This is a genomic window from Streptomyces sp. NPDC021019 (genome assembly GCF_044333295.1).
GTDB lineage: Bacteria > Actinomycetota > Actinomycetes > Streptomycetales > Streptomycetaceae > Streptomyces.
Genome location: NZ_JBIRQR010000003.1, coordinates 324,107 through 338,360, shown reverse-complemented (window position 1 = coordinate 338,360; position 14,254 = coordinate 324,107). Strand labels below are relative to the sequence as shown.

At 72.2% G+C, this 14,254-nt stretch carries 15 protein-coding genes and 1 riboswitch; of the genes, 7 read left to right on the top strand and 8 right to left on the bottom strand.

All coding sequences use genetic code 11. The annotated features are described in order from the left end of the window. Nucleotides 1–42: 42 nt before the first annotated feature. The 3 genes from ACH4RG_RS18960 to ACH4RG_RS18950 all read right to left on the bottom strand — a co-directional run bounded on the left by ACH4RG_RS18960 (nt 43) and on the right by ACH4RG_RS18950 (nt 2,039). Nucleotides 43–483, bottom strand: coding sequence for a PPOX class F420-dependent oxidoreductase (locus ACH4RG_RS18960; protein WP_398539862.1), 441 nt, complete (start codon nt 481–483; stop codon nt 43–45). Between the two features lie 142 nt (nt 484–625). After that, the gene (locus ACH4RG_RS18955; protein ID WP_398539861.1) at nt 626–1,627 is read right to left on the bottom strand and encodes a DUF6745 domain-containing protein; all 1,002 of its coding nucleotides are present in this window, start codon (nt 1,625–1,627) and stop codon (nt 626–628) included. An 85-nt stretch (nt 1,628–1,712) separates the two neighbouring features. Further along, the gene (locus ACH4RG_RS18950) at nt 1,713–2,039 is read right to left on the bottom strand and encodes a hypothetical protein (RefSeq protein WP_361866713.1); all 327 of its coding nucleotides are present in this window, start codon (nt 2,037–2,039) and stop codon (nt 1,713–1,715) included. Between the two features lie 176 nt (nt 2,040–2,215). On the opposite strand from ACH4RG_RS18950, the gene ACH4RG_RS18945 reads away from it, so the two are divergent. The 6 genes from ACH4RG_RS18945 to ACH4RG_RS18920 are packed head-to-tail and all read left to right on the top strand — an operon-like array spanning nt 2,216 to nt 8,461. Beyond that, nucleotides 2,216–3,166: an STM4015 family protein gene (locus tag ACH4RG_RS18945; RefSeq protein WP_397917525.1), complete on the top strand. Its 951-nt coding sequence runs from the start codon at nt 2,216–2,218 to the stop codon at nt 3,164–3,166. A gap of 7 nt (nt 3,167–3,173) precedes the next feature. Beyond that, nucleotides 3,174–4,133, top strand: coding sequence for an STM4015 family protein (locus ACH4RG_RS18940; RefSeq protein WP_397917524.1), 960 nt, complete (start codon nt 3,174–3,176; stop codon nt 4,131–4,133). Beyond that, a complete protein-coding gene (locus tag ACH4RG_RS18935) occupies nt 4,114–5,271 on the top strand; it encodes an STM4014 family protein (protein WP_398539860.1) in 1,158 nt (385 codons plus the stop codon). The genes ACH4RG_RS18940 and ACH4RG_RS18935 overlap by 20 nt, the downstream gene beginning before the upstream one ends. Nucleotides 5,272–5,320: 49 nt before the next feature. Continuing rightward, a complete protein-coding gene (locus tag ACH4RG_RS18930) occupies nt 5,321–6,151 on the top strand; it encodes an STM4013/SEN3800 family hydrolase (protein ID WP_397918101.1) in 831 nt (276 codons plus the stop codon). Continuing rightward, the gene (locus ACH4RG_RS18925) at nt 6,148–7,530 is read left to right on the top strand and encodes an STM4012 family radical SAM protein (protein WP_397917522.1); all 1,383 of its coding nucleotides are present in this window, start codon (nt 6,148–6,150) and stop codon (nt 7,528–7,530) included. Before ACH4RG_RS18930 ends, ACH4RG_RS18925 begins: the two co-directional genes overlap by 4 nt. Before the next feature lie 7 nt (nt 7,531–7,537). Further along, nucleotides 7,538–8,461 carry an STM4011 family radical SAM protein gene (locus tag ACH4RG_RS18920; protein ID WP_397917521.1) on the top strand — a complete coding sequence of 308 codons (924 nt, stop codon included), beginning with the start codon at nt 7,538–7,540 and terminating at the stop codon, nt 8,459–8,461. A 12-nt stretch (nt 8,462–8,473) separates the two neighbouring features. Here the strand turns inward: ACH4RG_RS18920 and ACH4RG_RS18915 are convergent, their stop codons facing one another. After that, nucleotides 8,474–9,301, bottom strand: coding sequence for an SGNH/GDSL hydrolase family protein (locus tag ACH4RG_RS18915; protein WP_397927143.1), 828 nt, complete (start codon nt 9,299–9,301; stop codon nt 8,474–8,476). Nucleotides 9,302–9,475: 174 nt separating this feature from the next. Beyond that, the gene (locus ACH4RG_RS18910) at nt 9,476–10,432 is read right to left on the bottom strand and encodes a peptidoglycan DD-metalloendopeptidase family protein (RefSeq protein ID WP_398539859.1); all 957 of its coding nucleotides are present in this window, start codon (nt 10,430–10,432) and stop codon (nt 9,476–9,478) included. Nucleotides 10,433–10,434: 2 nt separating this feature from the next. Next, a riboswitch (cyclic di-AMP (ydaO/yuaA leader) is annotated at nt 10,435–10,595 on the bottom strand. Nucleotides 10,596–11,037: 442 nt separating this feature from the next. On the opposite strand from ACH4RG_RS18910, the gene ACH4RG_RS18905 reads away from it, so the two are divergent. Continuing rightward, nucleotides 11,038–11,850 carry a tyrosine-protein phosphatase gene (locus ACH4RG_RS18905; RefSeq protein WP_397917518.1) on the top strand — a complete coding sequence of 271 codons (813 nt, stop codon included), beginning with the start codon at nt 11,038–11,040 and terminating at the stop codon, nt 11,848–11,850. 48 nt (nt 11,851–11,898) lie between these two features. On the opposite strand, the gene ACH4RG_RS18900 is transcribed toward ACH4RG_RS18905, so the two are convergent. The 3 genes from ACH4RG_RS18900 to ACH4RG_RS18890 all read right to left on the bottom strand — a co-directional run bounded on the left by ACH4RG_RS18900 (nt 11,899) and on the right by ACH4RG_RS18890 (nt 14,225). Continuing rightward, nucleotides 11,899–12,072, bottom strand: a complete 174-nt coding sequence (locus ACH4RG_RS18900) for a DUF6126 family protein (protein WP_018955417.1) — start codon at nt 12,070–12,072, stop codon at nt 11,899–11,901. Between the two features lie 64 nt (nt 12,073–12,136). Next, nucleotides 12,137–12,745, bottom strand: a complete 609-nt coding sequence (locus tag ACH4RG_RS18895) for a helix-turn-helix domain-containing protein (protein ID WP_397917517.1) — start codon at nt 12,743–12,745, stop codon at nt 12,137–12,139. 82 nt (nt 12,746–12,827) lie between these two features. Beyond that, nucleotides 12,828–14,225, bottom strand: coding sequence for an aspartate aminotransferase family protein (locus tag ACH4RG_RS18890; protein ID WP_397917516.1), 1,398 nt, complete (start codon nt 14,223–14,225; stop codon nt 12,828–12,830). Nucleotides 14,226–14,254 lie beyond the last annotated feature (29 nt).

The window sequence follows — 14,254 nt, the reverse complement described above, 5'->3', positions numbered from 1 at the left end:
AGAAGATGCTGAACGGGGCAGCCGGCCGGGCCGGCGGCGACGTCAGCCACGCGGTTGCCCGTAGACATGGTCGATGCGCAGGGTGAGCAGCACCCTGGGGTCCTCGACCATGGCCCGCCGGTAGTCGTCCCAGTCGGGGTGCTCGCCCCTGACGTCACGGTAGAGCGTGATCAGCGCCTCCACCGTGGCGTCGTCGGGCGCCGCGGCGGGCGGGGTCAGTTCGGCGGTCCCGTCGGCGACGGTCCAGGCCCAGCGGTCGTCACTGGTGACGTGGTAGCTCGCCCGGGGGTCGCGCCGCAGGTTACGGGTCTTGGCGCGGCCCTCGGTGATCGAGACGCGGACCACCCGCTCCTCGGGACAGAAGGCGTGATTGACGTTGGACAGCTGGGGGCGTCCGTCCTGTTTCAGCGTGACCAGGACTCCGCCGTCGTGTTCACCGAAGAGACGGAGCAGTGCTTCCTGTGCCGGTCCGATTCGCGTCATGCAGGATGCAACGTCCGGGCCGTCCGGAGGATTCCGGTGCGCCGCGTCCGCCGATGCCTCCGTCGGACGCCGTCCCACCGTCGCTGACCTGGCGTACGGGCCAGGGGGCTGACGGTCGCGCCCGGCGCACCGGCTCCTCGGGTCAGGTCTGGCGCACCGGTGCGTAGGCCGCTCCGTCCAGTCCGAACGTCCAGGCGACCCCGTCCTTCGCGGTCCGGGTGGCGGGCGGCACGCGCAGCCAGTAGGTGCGGTACGTGCCGTCCGGCTCGGGGGTGGAGTTGACCACCTCGACCATCACCACGTCCTCGTCGCCGGCGAGGGAGATACGCCAGAGGATGCCCGTCTCGTCGCGGTGGACCGGTTCGGCGCCCGACTCGGTGAGATACCGGTCGTAGCCGTAGTACTCCAGCATCACGCGGCGCAGCTCCGCGTTCTCCTCGGCTCGGATCCGCTCGGGGGTGAGGGAGGACAGCTCGGCCAGGAACGCGGCGGGAACGGGCATGCCGCGCCAGGCGTGGAGGGCGAAGCCGTCGCCGTAGGCGAGGGCCGGTCCCTCGCCGTGGTCGAGGCGGCCCGCCTCGTCGCGGTGGAGGACGTCGGGCCGTTCGCTGATGACCGCGGCGTGCTCGTAGGGCCACCACCAGCCGGCGTTGCGGGCCACCTCCGCGAGGCCCGTCAGCCGGTCGCCCCGCCCGTCGAAGGCGGCGAGCCAGGCGGCGTCGTGCTGGCCGAGCACGGCGTCCAGGAGCACCAGCCGCACGGCGCTCCCGTCCTCGGGCCGCGGCGCCAGGTCCGCGACGACACCGGTCCGTATCCGCTCGGCGAGTGCGCCCGTGGTCTCCCACAGCTGGGCCCCGGTGGCGGACCAGAACGCCGACCAGCCCGCCGGGCCCAGCTCGTCGTACATCCGGCGGCGTTCCTCTGCCCATGGGCGGGTGCGGACCTCCTCGCGCACCGACCGTCCGGCGTCGGCCAGCTTCTCCACCGTTTCGACGGCGGCCCGCGGCGATGCCGCCCAGATGATCCGGTCCGGCTCGGCCAGGCCCGCGGTGCGATAGGCGCGCCGCACGCCGGCCTCGGCCGCCGCCCGGTCCGCCCGGCCGGTCGCCGCCGCCACGCTCCGCCAGGAATTCACGTTCTGCATCGGTTGTCCCCGTCCCCTGCTGTGCTCGTTCTGCATGGCCGTGCTCGTTCCGGAAGGCTGTGCTTGCTCCGGCATGGCGGAGCGGTCAGTCCGCCACGACGCGGATCGCGCCGGGTGCGTACTCCCGCTGCCGCACGACGCGGAACCAGCCCTTGGGGAGCGGGATCACCGCGTGCTCCTCGTGCACCACCCGCCCGCCCTCGGGGAGATGGAGCAGCATCGGGCCGAACTGCCCCGCTTCCCGGATCAGCCGTCCGGGGCCCTGCACGGCGTGCGCGTGTCCGGTGACCTCTCCCAGCGCGAGCACCAGCCGCCCCCGCCCGTCCCGCAGTTCCCCCGGGGCCTCCAGGAAGGGTGCGGGCACCGCCGACTCCTCCAACTCCATGATCAGTACATCGCCCTGCCGGTACACAGACGTCTCCCCTCGGTCGCGGCACCCGCTGTGCCGACCATGGGAAAAACGCTACGGGCAGGGTCTGACAACGGACCGCCGTGCCGACCCTGGCCCGGTCCCGGTCGCGGCGCTGTCAGTGCGGCTTGATAAACCTTGCGGACATCAGCAGTCCCCAGGATCAGGAGTTCAGGGCCATGTACGGTGCGCAGCATCTGCACGAGTTCGGCGGCCTTCCGGTCGTCGACTTCCAGCACACGTCCGACGGGGGCCCCCGGCCCGCCGCGGACGCCGTTGCCTGGCGTGTCTCCGTCGACCCGTACGACGACGACCGGCCCTGGGAGGAGGAGTTCGCCGACTTCCTGGACAAGGTCGACCCGGCGGGCGTCCGGGCCCTGGTCATCGGCCAGTGGGGCGAGGCGTACGAGGAGACCTCCTCCGTGCCGATCGGCCTGGTAATCGCCGCCGCCGACCGGCTGACCTCTCTGGAGGCGGTGTTCGTCGGGGACCTGGAGGCGGAGGAGGCCGAGATCACCTGGATCCAGCAGTCGGACGTGACCGTGCTGCTGGCCGCCTTCCCCGCGCTGACGGAGTTCGGCGTGCGCGGCGGCTCCGAGCTGGTGTTCCCGCCGGCCAAGCACGATTCGCTGCGGTCGCTGACCGTGCAGGCGGGCGGTCTCCCCGCCGTGGTGGTTCGTGGTGTGCTGGACAGCGAACTGCCCGCGCTGGAGCGGCTGGACCTCTGGCTCGGTGTGTCCGCCTACGAGGGCGACACCGGCCTCGCCGACCTCGCTCCGCTGCTGGCCGGCACCCGTTTCCCCCGGCTGAACCACCTGGGAGTGCGCAACAGCGAGATCCAGAACGAGATCGCGTCGGCGGTCGCCTCGGCTCCGGTCGTCGCCCAGCTGCGGGTCCTCGACCTCTCGAACGGGACGCTGGGCGACGAAGGCGCGGCCGCCCTCCTCGAAGGGCAGCCGCTGACCCATCTGGAACTCCTCGATCTCCACCACCACTTCCTCACCGACGCGATGGCTGAGCGGGTCCGTTCCGCCCTGGAGCCGCACGGCGTGCGGGTCGACCTCTCCGAGAAGTGCGAGCCCTGGGGCGACCGGGGCGCCGAAGGCCGCTACACCGCCGTCTCGGAGTAGGGGCGCCATGACGTACATCGGCATCGAGCACCTCGACCACTTCCACGGGCTGCCGGTCCACACCCCGGCGCCGTCGTCCGGGTTCCTGCCGGCCGCCGAGACGGTGGCCTGGCGGCTGGAGGGCGACTACGGCGAGGACAGGGACTTCGCCGGCTGGTGGCAGGAGTTCCTGGACACGGTGGACACGGCCCGGGTCCGCGCGCTCGTCGTCGGCCCCTGGTGGCATGACGGCCACACGCCGTTCGCCCCGGTGATGGAGCTGATCGTCGCCCACGCGGACCGCTTCCCCGGGTTGCGCGGGCTCTTCCTCGCCGATGTCGCGGATGAGGAGTGCCATGTGTCCTGGTTGCAGATGTGCGACATCACGCCGGTGCTCGAAGCGCTGCCGCTGCTGGAGGAGTTCGCCGTGCGTGGCTGCGGCCGGGAGGGGCTGGGGCTGCGCCCGCTGCGCCATGCGTCGCTGAAGTCACTGCGCTTCGAGTCCGGCGGCCTGCCCGGCGAGGTGGTGCGGGCGGTCTCCGCGAGCCAACTGCCCGCGTTGGAGCGGCTGGACCTGTGGTTCGGCAGTTCGTGGTACGGCGGCGACGCCACCATCGACGACGTCCGGCCGGTCCTGTCGGGGGGTGTGTTCCCCCGACTGCGCCACCTGGGGCTGCAGAACAGCGAGATCCAGGACGAGATCGCCGCCGCGGTCGGTTCCGCGCCGGTCGTCGCCCAGCTGGAGACCCTGGCGCTGTCGATGGGCACCCTGAGCGACACGGGCGGCGAGGCCCTGCTCAACGGGCAGCCCCTGAACCACCTGGCCACGCTCGACCTGCGCCACCACTACCTCACCGAGCCGGTGCTGGACCGCGTCAGGACCGCGTGTGCCCCGGCCGTCGTCGAGGCGGGCGAGGCCGAGGAGGACTACGGGGACCCGGCCGACGAGGACTACGAACCGGAACGCTATGTCGCGGTCAGCGAGTAGCGGCGGGGACGGCCCGGTGCCGCGCTTCGCGGTCGTCGGCAATCCGGACAACCGCCGGGTCGCCTTCTTCGAGGAGGCCGTGCGCTCGGCAGGGCTGCCGCCGGCCCGGGTGGTGCCCTGGCTCCAAGTGCTGCGCGACGAAGGGGTGTTCGCGACGGGCGAGAGTGTACGGATCGATTCGCCCGGTGAGGACGCCGAAGTGGAGCGGCTGCTCCGCGGGGTCGGCGACCCGACCCGGGTGGAGGGTTCGGCCCGGTGGTACGCGCGCTTCACGGCGGCGGTGGAAGCGGTGGCGGGCGCGGCCTCGGCCGCCGGCGCCGAGGTACTGGGCTCCCCCGGTGACATCGCCGTGCTGTTCGACAAGCGGCTGTGCCACGGGCTCCTCGACAGCGCGGGGGTCCCCGTGCCCGCCTCGCCGACGTCCGGCCCGGGGGCGTCCCCGGTGCGCGGCTGGTCCGACGTTCGGGATTTGCTGCGCGAGCACCGGATGCCCCGGGCGTTCGTGAAGCTCGCGCACGGCTCCTCCGCCTCCGGGGTGCTGGCGGTCGAGACGGCGGGTCCCGGCCGGGTCCGGGCGAGCACCTCCGTGGAGCGGGACGCGTCGGGCCGGCTGTTCAACTCGCTGCGGGTGCGGCGCTACACCTCGGAGGCTGAGGTGGGCGCCGTCGTGGACGCGCTGGCCCCGGACGGGCTGCACATCGAGCGCTGGCTGCCGAAGGCGTCCCAGCGGGGTCGGGCCGCGGACCTGCGGATCGTGGTGGTCGGCGGCCGGGCGACGCACGCCGTGGTGCGGACGAGCACGAGCCCCATGACCAATCTGCATCTGGGCGGAGCTCGTGGCGACCTCGACGAGGTCCGGGCCGCCGTGGCGGCCTCCGGCGGCTGCTGGCGCGAGGCGCTGACGATGTGCGAGCGTGCGGCGGCGTGCTTCCCCGGGACGCCCTGTGTGGGCGTCGACCTCCTGCCCACGGCCGGCTGGCGGCGCTTCGCCGTCGGCGAGGTCAACGCCTTCGGCGACCTGCTGCCCGGACTGACCGGTCTGCCGGGCAGCGGCGCCGAGGGTCTGGACACCTACGCGGCGCAGGTCGCCGCCGTACTGGACCGAGCAAGGAACCACCGTGCCGTCACCCCTTCCTGACCCCGACACGCCCACGCCCCCGCTGCCCGGCGGTTACGGCCGGCCCGACATGGGCGAGGTCGTGGGAAGCCACGATCTGCTGCTGGTCACCCTGGACACACTGCGGCACGACGTCGCCGTCGAGCTGGCGGCCGCCGGGCGGCTCCCCAACCTCGCCCGGCATCTGCCCGGGGGCGGCTGGGAGGAGCGGCATGCTCCGGGCAGCTTCACCTACGCCTCCCACCAGGCGATGTTCGCCGGGTTCCTGCCGACGCCCGCCTCCCCGGGACCGCATCCCCGGCTGTTCGCGGCGCGGTTCGCGGGCAGTGAGACGACGGCGGACGGCACGTTCGTGTTCGACACGCCTGATCTGGTGTCGGGGCTGGCCGCCGAGGGTTACCGCACGGTGTGCGTCGGCGGGGTCGGCTTCTTCAACCGCCAGGGGCCGCTCGGCTCGGTGCTGCCCGGCATGTTCCAGGAGAGCCACTGGGAACCCGGCTTCGGCGTCGCCTCGCCCACCTCGTTCGAGGAGCAGGTGGCCCGGGCGGAGCAGGTCGTCGCGGCGCTCCCCCGGGAGCAGCGGCTGTTCCTCTTCGTCAACGTGTCCGCGCTGCATCAGCCGAACTGGTTCCATCTGCCCGGGGCGACCCGTGAGGCGGGGGACTCCCGGTCGACGCACGCGGCGGCCCTGGAGTACGTGGACCGGCACATCGGCCGGCTCTTCGCCGCGGCGAGCAGCCGTCGCCGGTGCTTCGCCATCGTCTGCTCGGACCACGGCACGGCCTACGGCGACGACGGCTACACCGGTCACCGGCTCGGGCACCCGGCCGTCTGGACCGTCCCGTACGCCCACTTCTTCCTCGAACCACCCGCATCGCTCGCCCCGGGGGCCGCCCGATGACCACCACCGTCGCCGCGGGAGCGGCCACCGCCGTCCGGCCGTACGAGAGCTACGTCTACGCCTACCCGCACAAGACGGCCTACCGGCCGCTTCAGGACCGTCCGTCGCTGCGGTCGCTGTGGGCGGCGGAGCCCAAGGACGCGCTCTCCCTCTACCTCCACATACCGTTCTGCGAGGTCCGCTGCGGTTTCTGCAACCTCTTCACCCGGATCGGCGCGCCCGAGGAGCTGACGACGCGCTATCTGGACGCGTTGGAGCGGCAGGCCGTCGCCGTACGGGACGCGCTGGGCGACGAGGAGCCGGTGCGGTTCGCCGCAGCGGCTTTCGGGGGCGGCACGCCGACGTTCCTGACCGCGGGTGAGCTGGAGCGGCTCTGCGACCTGGCGGAGAAGCGGATGGGCGCCGACCTGCGCTCGGCGCCGCTGTCGGTGGAGACCTCCCCGTCCACGGCGACGGCGGACCGGCTGGCGGTGCTGGCCGACCGGGGCACCACGCGAATCAGCATCGGTGTGCAGAGTTTCGTGGACGAGGAGGCGCGGGCGGCCGTCCGTCCGCAGCGCCGCGCCGATGTGGAGGCGGCGCTCGGCCGGATCCGCGAGGCCCGGATCCCGGTGCTGAACATCGACCTGATCTACGGCATCGACGGGCAGACCGAGCACAGCTGGCTCTCCTCGCTGGACGCGGCGCTGGCCTGGCAACCGGAGGAGCTGTATCTCTACCCGTTGTACGTCCGCCCGCTCACCGGTCTGCACCGCTTGGGCGCGGCGGCCGGCGCCGAAGCGGAGGCCCTGGAGCAGGCCGCCTGGGACGAGCAGCGGCTGCGGTTGTACGCGGTGGGGCGGGACCACCTGCTGGCGCACGGCTACGAGCAGGTGTCGATGCGGATGTTCCGGCGGTCCGATGGACCCCGGGAGCAGGAGGGTCCCGAGGACTACGCCTGCCAGACCGACGGCATGATCGGCCTCGGCTGCGGTGCCCGTTCGTACACGGCGGCCCTGCACTACTCCTTCGACTACGCGGTGGACATGCGGGAGATCCGCTCGATCATCGACCGGTTCACCGCCGTCGAGGACTTCTCCCGGGCCGAGGTCGGCCGGTACGTCGACGCGGACGAGGCGCGACGAAGGCATCTGCTGCAGTCGCTGCTCCAGGCGGCGGGGCTGCCGGTGGCGGACTACCGGGCACGGTTCGGCACGGATCCGGGCACGGATTTCCCGGCCGAGCTGGCGGGGTTCGCGGCCCGTGGCTGGCTGGACGCGTCGGCGCCGGACGGTCTGCTGCGGCTGTCCCCGTCGGGCCTCGCCCACTCCGACGCGCTCGGTCCCGCGCTGTTCTCCCCCGGGGTGCGGGCCGCGATGGCCGCGTACGAGCGGAAGTGACGGGGACGTGGACCTGACGATTCTCTACCGGGGCCCGCTCGCCTCCTGCGACTACGACTGTCCGTACTGCCCGTTCGCCAAGCGGCGGGACAGCCGCGCGCAGCTCACGGCGGACCGGGAGGCACTGGAGCGGTTCACCGGCTGGGCCGCGGAGCGGACCGGTGACCGGCTGTCCGTGCTGTTCACTCCGTGGGGCGAGGGCCTGGTGCGCTCCTGGTACCGGCGGGCGCTGACCGATCTCTCCCGGCTGCCGCACATCGGGCGGGTGGCGATCCAGACGAACCTGAGCGGCCGTACCGACTGGCTGGCCGACGCCGATCCGGAGCGGGTCGCGCTCTGGTGCACGTACCACCCGGGGCAGACACCGTACGAACGGTTCCTGGGCAAGTGCCGGGAGCTGTCCGCGAAGGGGATCCGCTACAGCGTGGGGGTGGTGGGCTTCGACGCCCATCTGGAGGAGGCCCGGCGGCTGCGGGCGGCGCTGCCGGAGGAGGTCTACCTCTGGGTGAACGCCGCCGAGGGGCACACCTACACCGACGAGGAGGCGGCGCGGTGGACGGAGCTGGATCCGCTGTTCCCCTACAGCCGTGATCCGCACCGTTCGGCGGGGCTGCCCTGCCGGACGGGCGAGTCGGTGATCTCGGTGGACGGCGACGGCACGGTGCGCCGCTGTCACTTCGTCAAGGCGGAGCTGGGGAATCTCTACGACGGCAGCTACCGCCGGGCGCTCGGCCCGCGGTCCTGTCCGCTCGCCGTGTGCGACTGCCACATCGGCTATGTGCATCTGGAGTCGCTGCCGCTGTACGACGTGTTCGCGGGCGGTGTCCTGGAGCGGATCCCGGCAGGGCACCCCCCGGGCGGGGGCACGCCGCCGGACGGGCTCGTGGTGCCGGGCCCGTCCCGGCGAGCGCTCCCCCTGCTGGAGCCCTGACCGGCTGGACGGCTACAGCGGCAGGAGGTCGGGCCGCTTCGCCTCGACGTGGTCGCCCGAGGACTCTCCGCGCAGCCGTCGGCCGATCCAGGGCACGAGGTATTCGCGGGCCCACTGGATGTTGTCGCGCCGTGCGTCGAAGGGGCTGCGCTGGGCCTGCGGCGGCCAGGGCTGGTCGGGGTCGGCGGGCACGTCGTGGCCGAGGACCTGGGCGGCGCGCAGCGCCACGCGGGTGTGGCCCTCGGGCGACAGGTGCAGCCGGTCGTTGTCCCACGCGCGCCGGTCCTGCACGGAACGCAGCGACCACAGGTCGAGCACGGGGCAGTGGTAGCGGTCGGCGATGGCCCGCAGGTGGACGTTGTACGTGGCGATCTTTCCGCGCATGTGGCGCAGCACCGGAACGCCCCGGGTGTCGAAGCCGGTGGTGACCATGACCGTGCCGACGGCGTTGCTCAGGTCGGCGACCGCGCGCTCGAAGCGCTCGGCGAGGTCGTCGGGGTCGGTGCCGGGCCGGATGATGTCGTTGCCGCCCGCGCAGAAGCTGACCAGGTCGGGGGCCAGTTCCTTGGCGCGCGGGATCTGCTCCTCGACGATCTGGTCGAGGAGACGTCCTCGTACGGCGAGATTGGCGTAGCGGAAGTTCCCGTGCGGGGAGCCCTCGGGGCCGGTCGCCCCGTCGGGGGCCGGGAGCCGGTCGGCGAGGAGCACCGCGAAGCGGTCCGCCCAGCCGAGATAGGTCCCGTCGGGGCCGGGGTCGCCGACGCCCTCGGTGAAACTGTCGCCAATCGCCGCGTACGACCCGATGGTGTGCTGCTGATTGTTTCTCGAATCGTCTGCCACAAGCACATATCCTGCATCGTGCGATGTGACCTACGCGACCGTAATACGGGGTTGACGGGTGGTGAGATAGACCACCCGGTCAGTTTTTGGTAAAGCCGGAATAAGCGGAGGGGCGGTGCGCCGCCGCGCACCGCCCCTCGACCACTTCTCGCCGCGTCCGGTCGGACGGATACGTCAGACGGAGACGCCGTGCTGACGCAGGTACGCGATCGGGTCGATGTCCGAGCCGTAGCTCGGGCCGGTGCGGACCTCGAAGTGCAGGTGCGGGCCGGTGGAGTTGCCGGTGGAGCCGGAGAGGCCGATCTGCTGTCCGCCGGTGACGGTCTGACCGACGGAGACGTTGAGCGAGGACTGGTGGGCGTACTGGGAGTACATGCCGTCCTCGTGCTGGATGACGACCTCGTTGCCGTAGGAGCCGCTGTTGCCGGCCGAGACCACGGTGCCCGGGCCGATGGCGAGTACGGGGGTGCCGGAGGAGGCCTGGAAGTCCGAGCCGGTGTGGTAGCCGCTGGACCAGCTGGCGCCGGAAGCCCGGTACTGGGTGGTGACGTTGGCGCTGGCCAGCGGGGCGGACCAGCCGGAGCCGGTGGCCTCGGAGGAGCCGGTCCGCGACGGGCTGCCGGAGCCCTCGGAGTCGTCGGCGGAGACGCTGTCCGCCTTCGGGGCCTCCTTCGGCGCGGCCTTCGGCGCCGGTGCGGCCTTCTTCGGGGCGGCCTCGGGAGCCGCGGACTTCTCGGCCGGGGCGGAGCCCTTGGCGCCGAGGGTCAGCTTCATGCCCGGGTGGATCAGGCTGGGGTTCTCGCCGACGGTGGAGCGGTTGTCCTGGTACAGCTTCTCCCACCCGCCCTTGAGCCGGTGCTCGGCCGCGATCTTCGCCAGGTAGTCGCCGGAGACGACGGCGTACGTCTTCGTGGCGGCCTTCGACGCGGCGGGGGCGGTGGCCGGGGCGGTGTGCGCGGCGGCGACCGAGGCGGCGGCGGGCTTCGCCGCCGGAGCGGCCCGGTCCGCCGCGTTCGCGACGGTGGCGCCGATGAGCGGGAGGGCGAGTGCGGCGCCGCCGGTCCCGGCGACGAGGACGCCGCGGGAGATCGGGCCGGACTTCGGACGACGGTGCTTACCCTTTGCGGGCATGGGAAGTTCCTCTCCGGCGCCTGCGAGGTGAGCTGTCGGGTTCGGGCTGGAGATGCCCGGTCGCATTGCGGCGACTTCACCCCGAGCCGGTCCGGATCGCTCCGGACCGGCGGCTTACCTGGTTCCCCCGCTCCTGCCACGCGTGAGTGGGTGGGTGCGAATTCCGGGCGGCGGCAGGATTAGGCGGTCCGTCCGGATTGCGGCGACCGTAAACGAGCGAGGACGAGCAGAACAAGCCATCGGTTGCTCACCGGAATCATCGATTCAATTTCTCCCCGGACTTCCCGTCACACTCCGTGGATGACGGATCTTGGATTTCCGTACGGGCAACGGGAATACTCCGGGGCGAGCTCACCACGGTCCGTCACGAATATGATCCCGCTCACCTCCGAAATCCCATCTCCCCCATTAGCGGGGCATGTTCTGCGAAATGCACCAATACGGACATGCGCTCGGCTTCGCCGCTGACGCCGGGTCAGGTCGGCGGCCCCGGTACTCCGCACCGGGGTGCGACCGTGATGATTTTCCGTCGAATCGATGTCGTATCGTCACGGGAGCGCCCTCGCCGGCGAGCCGCGCCGACGCCAGAGATCCCAGGAGCCACCGTGACGCAACAGGTGCCGCAGGTCCCGCCGACAGAGACCGCGCTGACCGGAGTCCGCAACTTCCGCGACGTGGGCGGGCTCCCCACCGCGGACGGCCGGCGCACCGCCTTCGGGCGGCTCTACCGGAGCGGCCACCTGGCGCACGCCACGGCCGAGGACGCGGTCTTCCTCGGCGGGCTCGGGCTGCACACGATCTTCGACTTCCGCCACTCCGCCGACCACCGGCTCGACGGATACGACATCGAGCTGGCCGGTGTCCGCAATGTCAGCATTCCGCTCTCGGACCCGGCCGACGGCGCGGAGTTCTGGCGGCTGGTGAGCGACGGGAACATCGAGCAGCTGCGCTCCGTCCTCGCGCACGGCAAGGGCGTCGACCGCATGATCCGGATGTACCGCGCGACGATTCTGGACCGCACCGCCGAGCACAGCCGGGTGCTGCACTCCCTGGCCGAGGACAGCGTCCCCGCCCTGATGCACTGCGCGGCGGGCAAGGACCGGGCCGGTCTCTCGATCGCGGTCGCCCTGCTGGCGGTCGGCGTGGAGCCGGAGGCGATCGAGGCGGACTACCTCAAGTCGAACGACCTCCACCGCCGCTACGCCGTGAAGCGCTCCGACGCGTCCGGCACCGGCATGTCTCCCGAGGTGCTGGAGCTGCTGGACCCGCTCTTCGGAGCGCGGCCCGCCTACCTCGCGGCGGCCTTCACGGCCATCGAGGAGAACTGGGGAACGACGGACCGCTACCTGTCGGAGGGACTGGGCGTCTCCCCCGAGACCCGGGAGCGGCTGCGCGAGCGCCTGCTCGACCTGGGCTGACCCGGACGGGAGGCGATCCGTCCGGCGCGGGCGGTCGTCCGACCGCTGTCACTTGCTCCCGGCCACCACGAAGAGCAGGTAGAGGAAGCCCGCGATGACGTGGCCCGCCACCAAGTAGGCGAAGAGCCGGATGATGACGCCGCGCGGCATCCGCTTCTCCTGCGGGTCCTCGTTCGGACGCCGGCCGGGACCCAGCGGGTCGTAGTGCTCGGAATCGGACATGACGGTCCTCTCTGTCGGCCTCATGGCCGGTGGAGCGAAGGTGGAGCCGGCCGGGACGGCCGGTTCAGCGCGCGTGGAGAGCACTGCCGAGGCACAGCTCGGCGGCGGGGCTCTGGAGCAGGGAGTGGACGAAGAGCAGCTCCGCGCCGCAGCGGTCGACGGCCGCGATCCGGTGCGGGGTGAGCGAGTCGAAGTGGGCGCTGTCGCCGGGTTCGAGGTCGTGGACGGTGTCGCCGAGCCCGATCCGCAGCCGCCCCTCCAGGACGTACAGCCACTCCTCGCCGGGATGGACCCGGACCAGGTCGCCCTGGGCCCCGTACGGAACGCGCACCCGCAGCGCCTGCATCGCGCGACCGGATCCGCCTGCCTGCCGGTACATCCAGCCGTCGGCCTCCGCCCCCTCGAAGCCGCCGCCGCGGACGATCGCGTCCCGTTCGGGCGGCTGCTCGCCGAGCAGCTCGGAGACCGTCGTACCGTAGATGCGGGCGAGCCCGAGCAGCATCGGCAGCGAGGGCTGCCTGCGGCCGGTCTCCAGCCGGGAGAGGTGGGCCGGGGAGAGTCCGGCCCGGCCGGCGGCGGTCTCCAGGGTGAGGCCGCGATCGCGGCGCAGGTCGCGCAGTCGGGGTGCGACGCCGGGGAGCTCGTCCGGCGCCCCTTCGTCCGGAGGGTTCATGGCTCCATTGGGCCAGGATCTTTCCTCTGAGGCAAATAACTTGCCTCAGAGGCAATTTTCATCGTCCCGTCGCGGAAGCCGGTCAGCGATGGGCCACGGCCTGCTTGACCAGCGTCCGGCCGAAGTCCCACATCAGTCCGCCCCCGCTGTGCGCGTCGTCCATCACGGACGTGAAGGCCGCCACGAAGCGGTCCACCTCGGCGTCCCCGATGACCAGCGGCGGGATCAGCTTGATCACTTCGAGGTGGTCGCCGGAGACCTGGGTGAGGATCCGGTGCTTCTGGAGCAGCGGCACCACGACCATCTGGGCGAAGAGGCCCTTGCGGGCCGCCTGGAGCATGGTCCAGCGGCTGCGGAGCTTGAGCGAGGAGGGCCTGCCGAACTCGATGCCGATCATCAGCCCGCGTCCGCGGACCTCGTGCAGCAGCTCGTAGCGGTCCACCAGGGCCGCCAGCCGCTCGCGCAGCACGTCGCCGGTGCGCCGGGCGTTCGCCACGGTCTCCTCGTCCTCCATCACCGTCAGGACGGCGAGCCCGGCCGCCATTGCCTGGGCGTTGGAGCCGAAGCTCGCGGAGTGGACGAGGACCCGGTCCATGGAGGAGTAGACCTTGCGGAAGATCCAGTCCTTGCCGAGGGTCGCGCCGACGGGCACATAGCCGCCGGAGAGCGCCTTGGCGACGCACACCAGGTCGGGTTCCACCCCCTCCTCATGCTGGTAGGCGTAGAAGTCCCCGGTCCGGCCGAGGCCCGTCTGCACCTCGTCGACGATCAGGAGCGCCTTGTGCCGGTGCAGCAGCTCCTGCGCCCCGCGCAGATAGCCGGGCGGCGCGGCGTGCACGCCCTTCCCCTGGATGGGCTCCACGACGAGCGCCGCGACGTCGCCCCGCCGCAGCTCGCGGCGCAGCGCCTCCAGGTCGCCCAGCGGGACGGCCGTGTCCGGCAGCAGGGGGGCGAAGCCGTCGCGGAAGCCGCTCTCCCCGTTGACCGAGAGGGAGCCGGTGGTAAGCCCGTGGAACGCGTGGTCGCAGTAGAGGACCCTGGGTTTCCCGGTGGCGTAGCGGGCGAATTTCAGCGCCGTCTCGACCGCCTCCGTGCCGCTGTTCCCGAAGAAGACGCGGTCCAGGTGCGGGCTGTGGGCGAGGAGCTTCTCGGCGAGCAGTCCGGGCAGCGGCTGACAGTCGAAGCGGGTGAGGTCGGCGAGCTGGGCGTCCAGGACGTCGTGCAGCGCCTGGCGGACGACGGGGTGGTGACGGCCGAGGCCCATGACGCCGAACCCGGCGAGCATGTCGAGGTAGTCGTTGCCCTCCGCGTCCCAGAAGTACGCGCCCTCGGCCCGCTCGTAGACCTTGTCGAAGCCGATGGTGTGCAGCATGCGCGGCAGCTGGTGGTTGAGGTGGCGTGCGTGCAGGTCGTACCGTTCGGCCCCGCGCTCGGCGAGGAGCCGAGCCAGGTCGAAGCCCTGGGATCCGCCGTCCGTCATCGCCCGCTCTTCCCTTCGGGTGTGCTGCG

Bases quoted from the DNA above. Each gene is read 5' to 3' on its own strand.
- ACH4RG_RS18935 (WP_398539860.1), top strand. From the start codon at position 4,114: ATGTCGCGGTCAGCGAGTAGCGGCGGGGACGGCCCGGTGCCGCGCTTC.
- ACH4RG_RS18925 (WP_397917522.1), top strand. From the start codon at position 6,148: ATGACCACCACCGTCGCCGCGGGAGCGGCCACCGCCGTCCGGCCGTAC.
- ACH4RG_RS18895 (WP_397917517.1), bottom strand. From the start codon at position 12,745: ATGAACCCTCCGGACGAAGGGGCGCCGGACGAGCTCCCCGGCGTCGCA.
- ACH4RG_RS18890 (WP_397917516.1), bottom strand. From the start codon at position 14,225: ATGACGGACGGCGGATCCCAGGGCTTCGACCTGGCTCGGCTCCTCGCC.
- ACH4RG_RS18900 (WP_018955417.1), bottom strand. From the start codon at position 12,072: ATGTCCGATTCCGAGCACTACGACCCGCTGGGTCCCGGCCGGCGTCCG.
- ACH4RG_RS18930 (WP_397918101.1), top strand. From the start codon at position 5,321: ATGGGCGAGGTCGTGGGAAGCCACGATCTGCTGCTGGTCACCCTGGAC.
- ACH4RG_RS18945 (WP_397917525.1), top strand. From the start codon at position 2,216: ATGTACGGTGCGCAGCATCTGCACGAGTTCGGCGGCCTTCCGGTCGTC.
- ACH4RG_RS18955 (WP_398539861.1), bottom strand. From the start codon at position 1,627: ATGCAGAACGTGAATTCCTGGCGGAGCGTGGCGGCGGCGACCGGCCGG.
- ACH4RG_RS18940 (WP_397917524.1), top strand. From the start codon at position 3,174: ATGACGTACATCGGCATCGAGCACCTCGACCACTTCCACGGGCTGCCG.
- ACH4RG_RS18910 (WP_398539859.1), bottom strand. From the start codon at position 10,432: ATGCCCGCAAAGGGTAAGCACCGTCGTCCGAAGTCCGGCCCGATCTCC.
- ACH4RG_RS18960 (WP_398539862.1), bottom strand. From the start codon at position 483: ATGACGCGAATCGGACCGGCACAGGAAGCACTGCTCCGTCTCTTCGGT.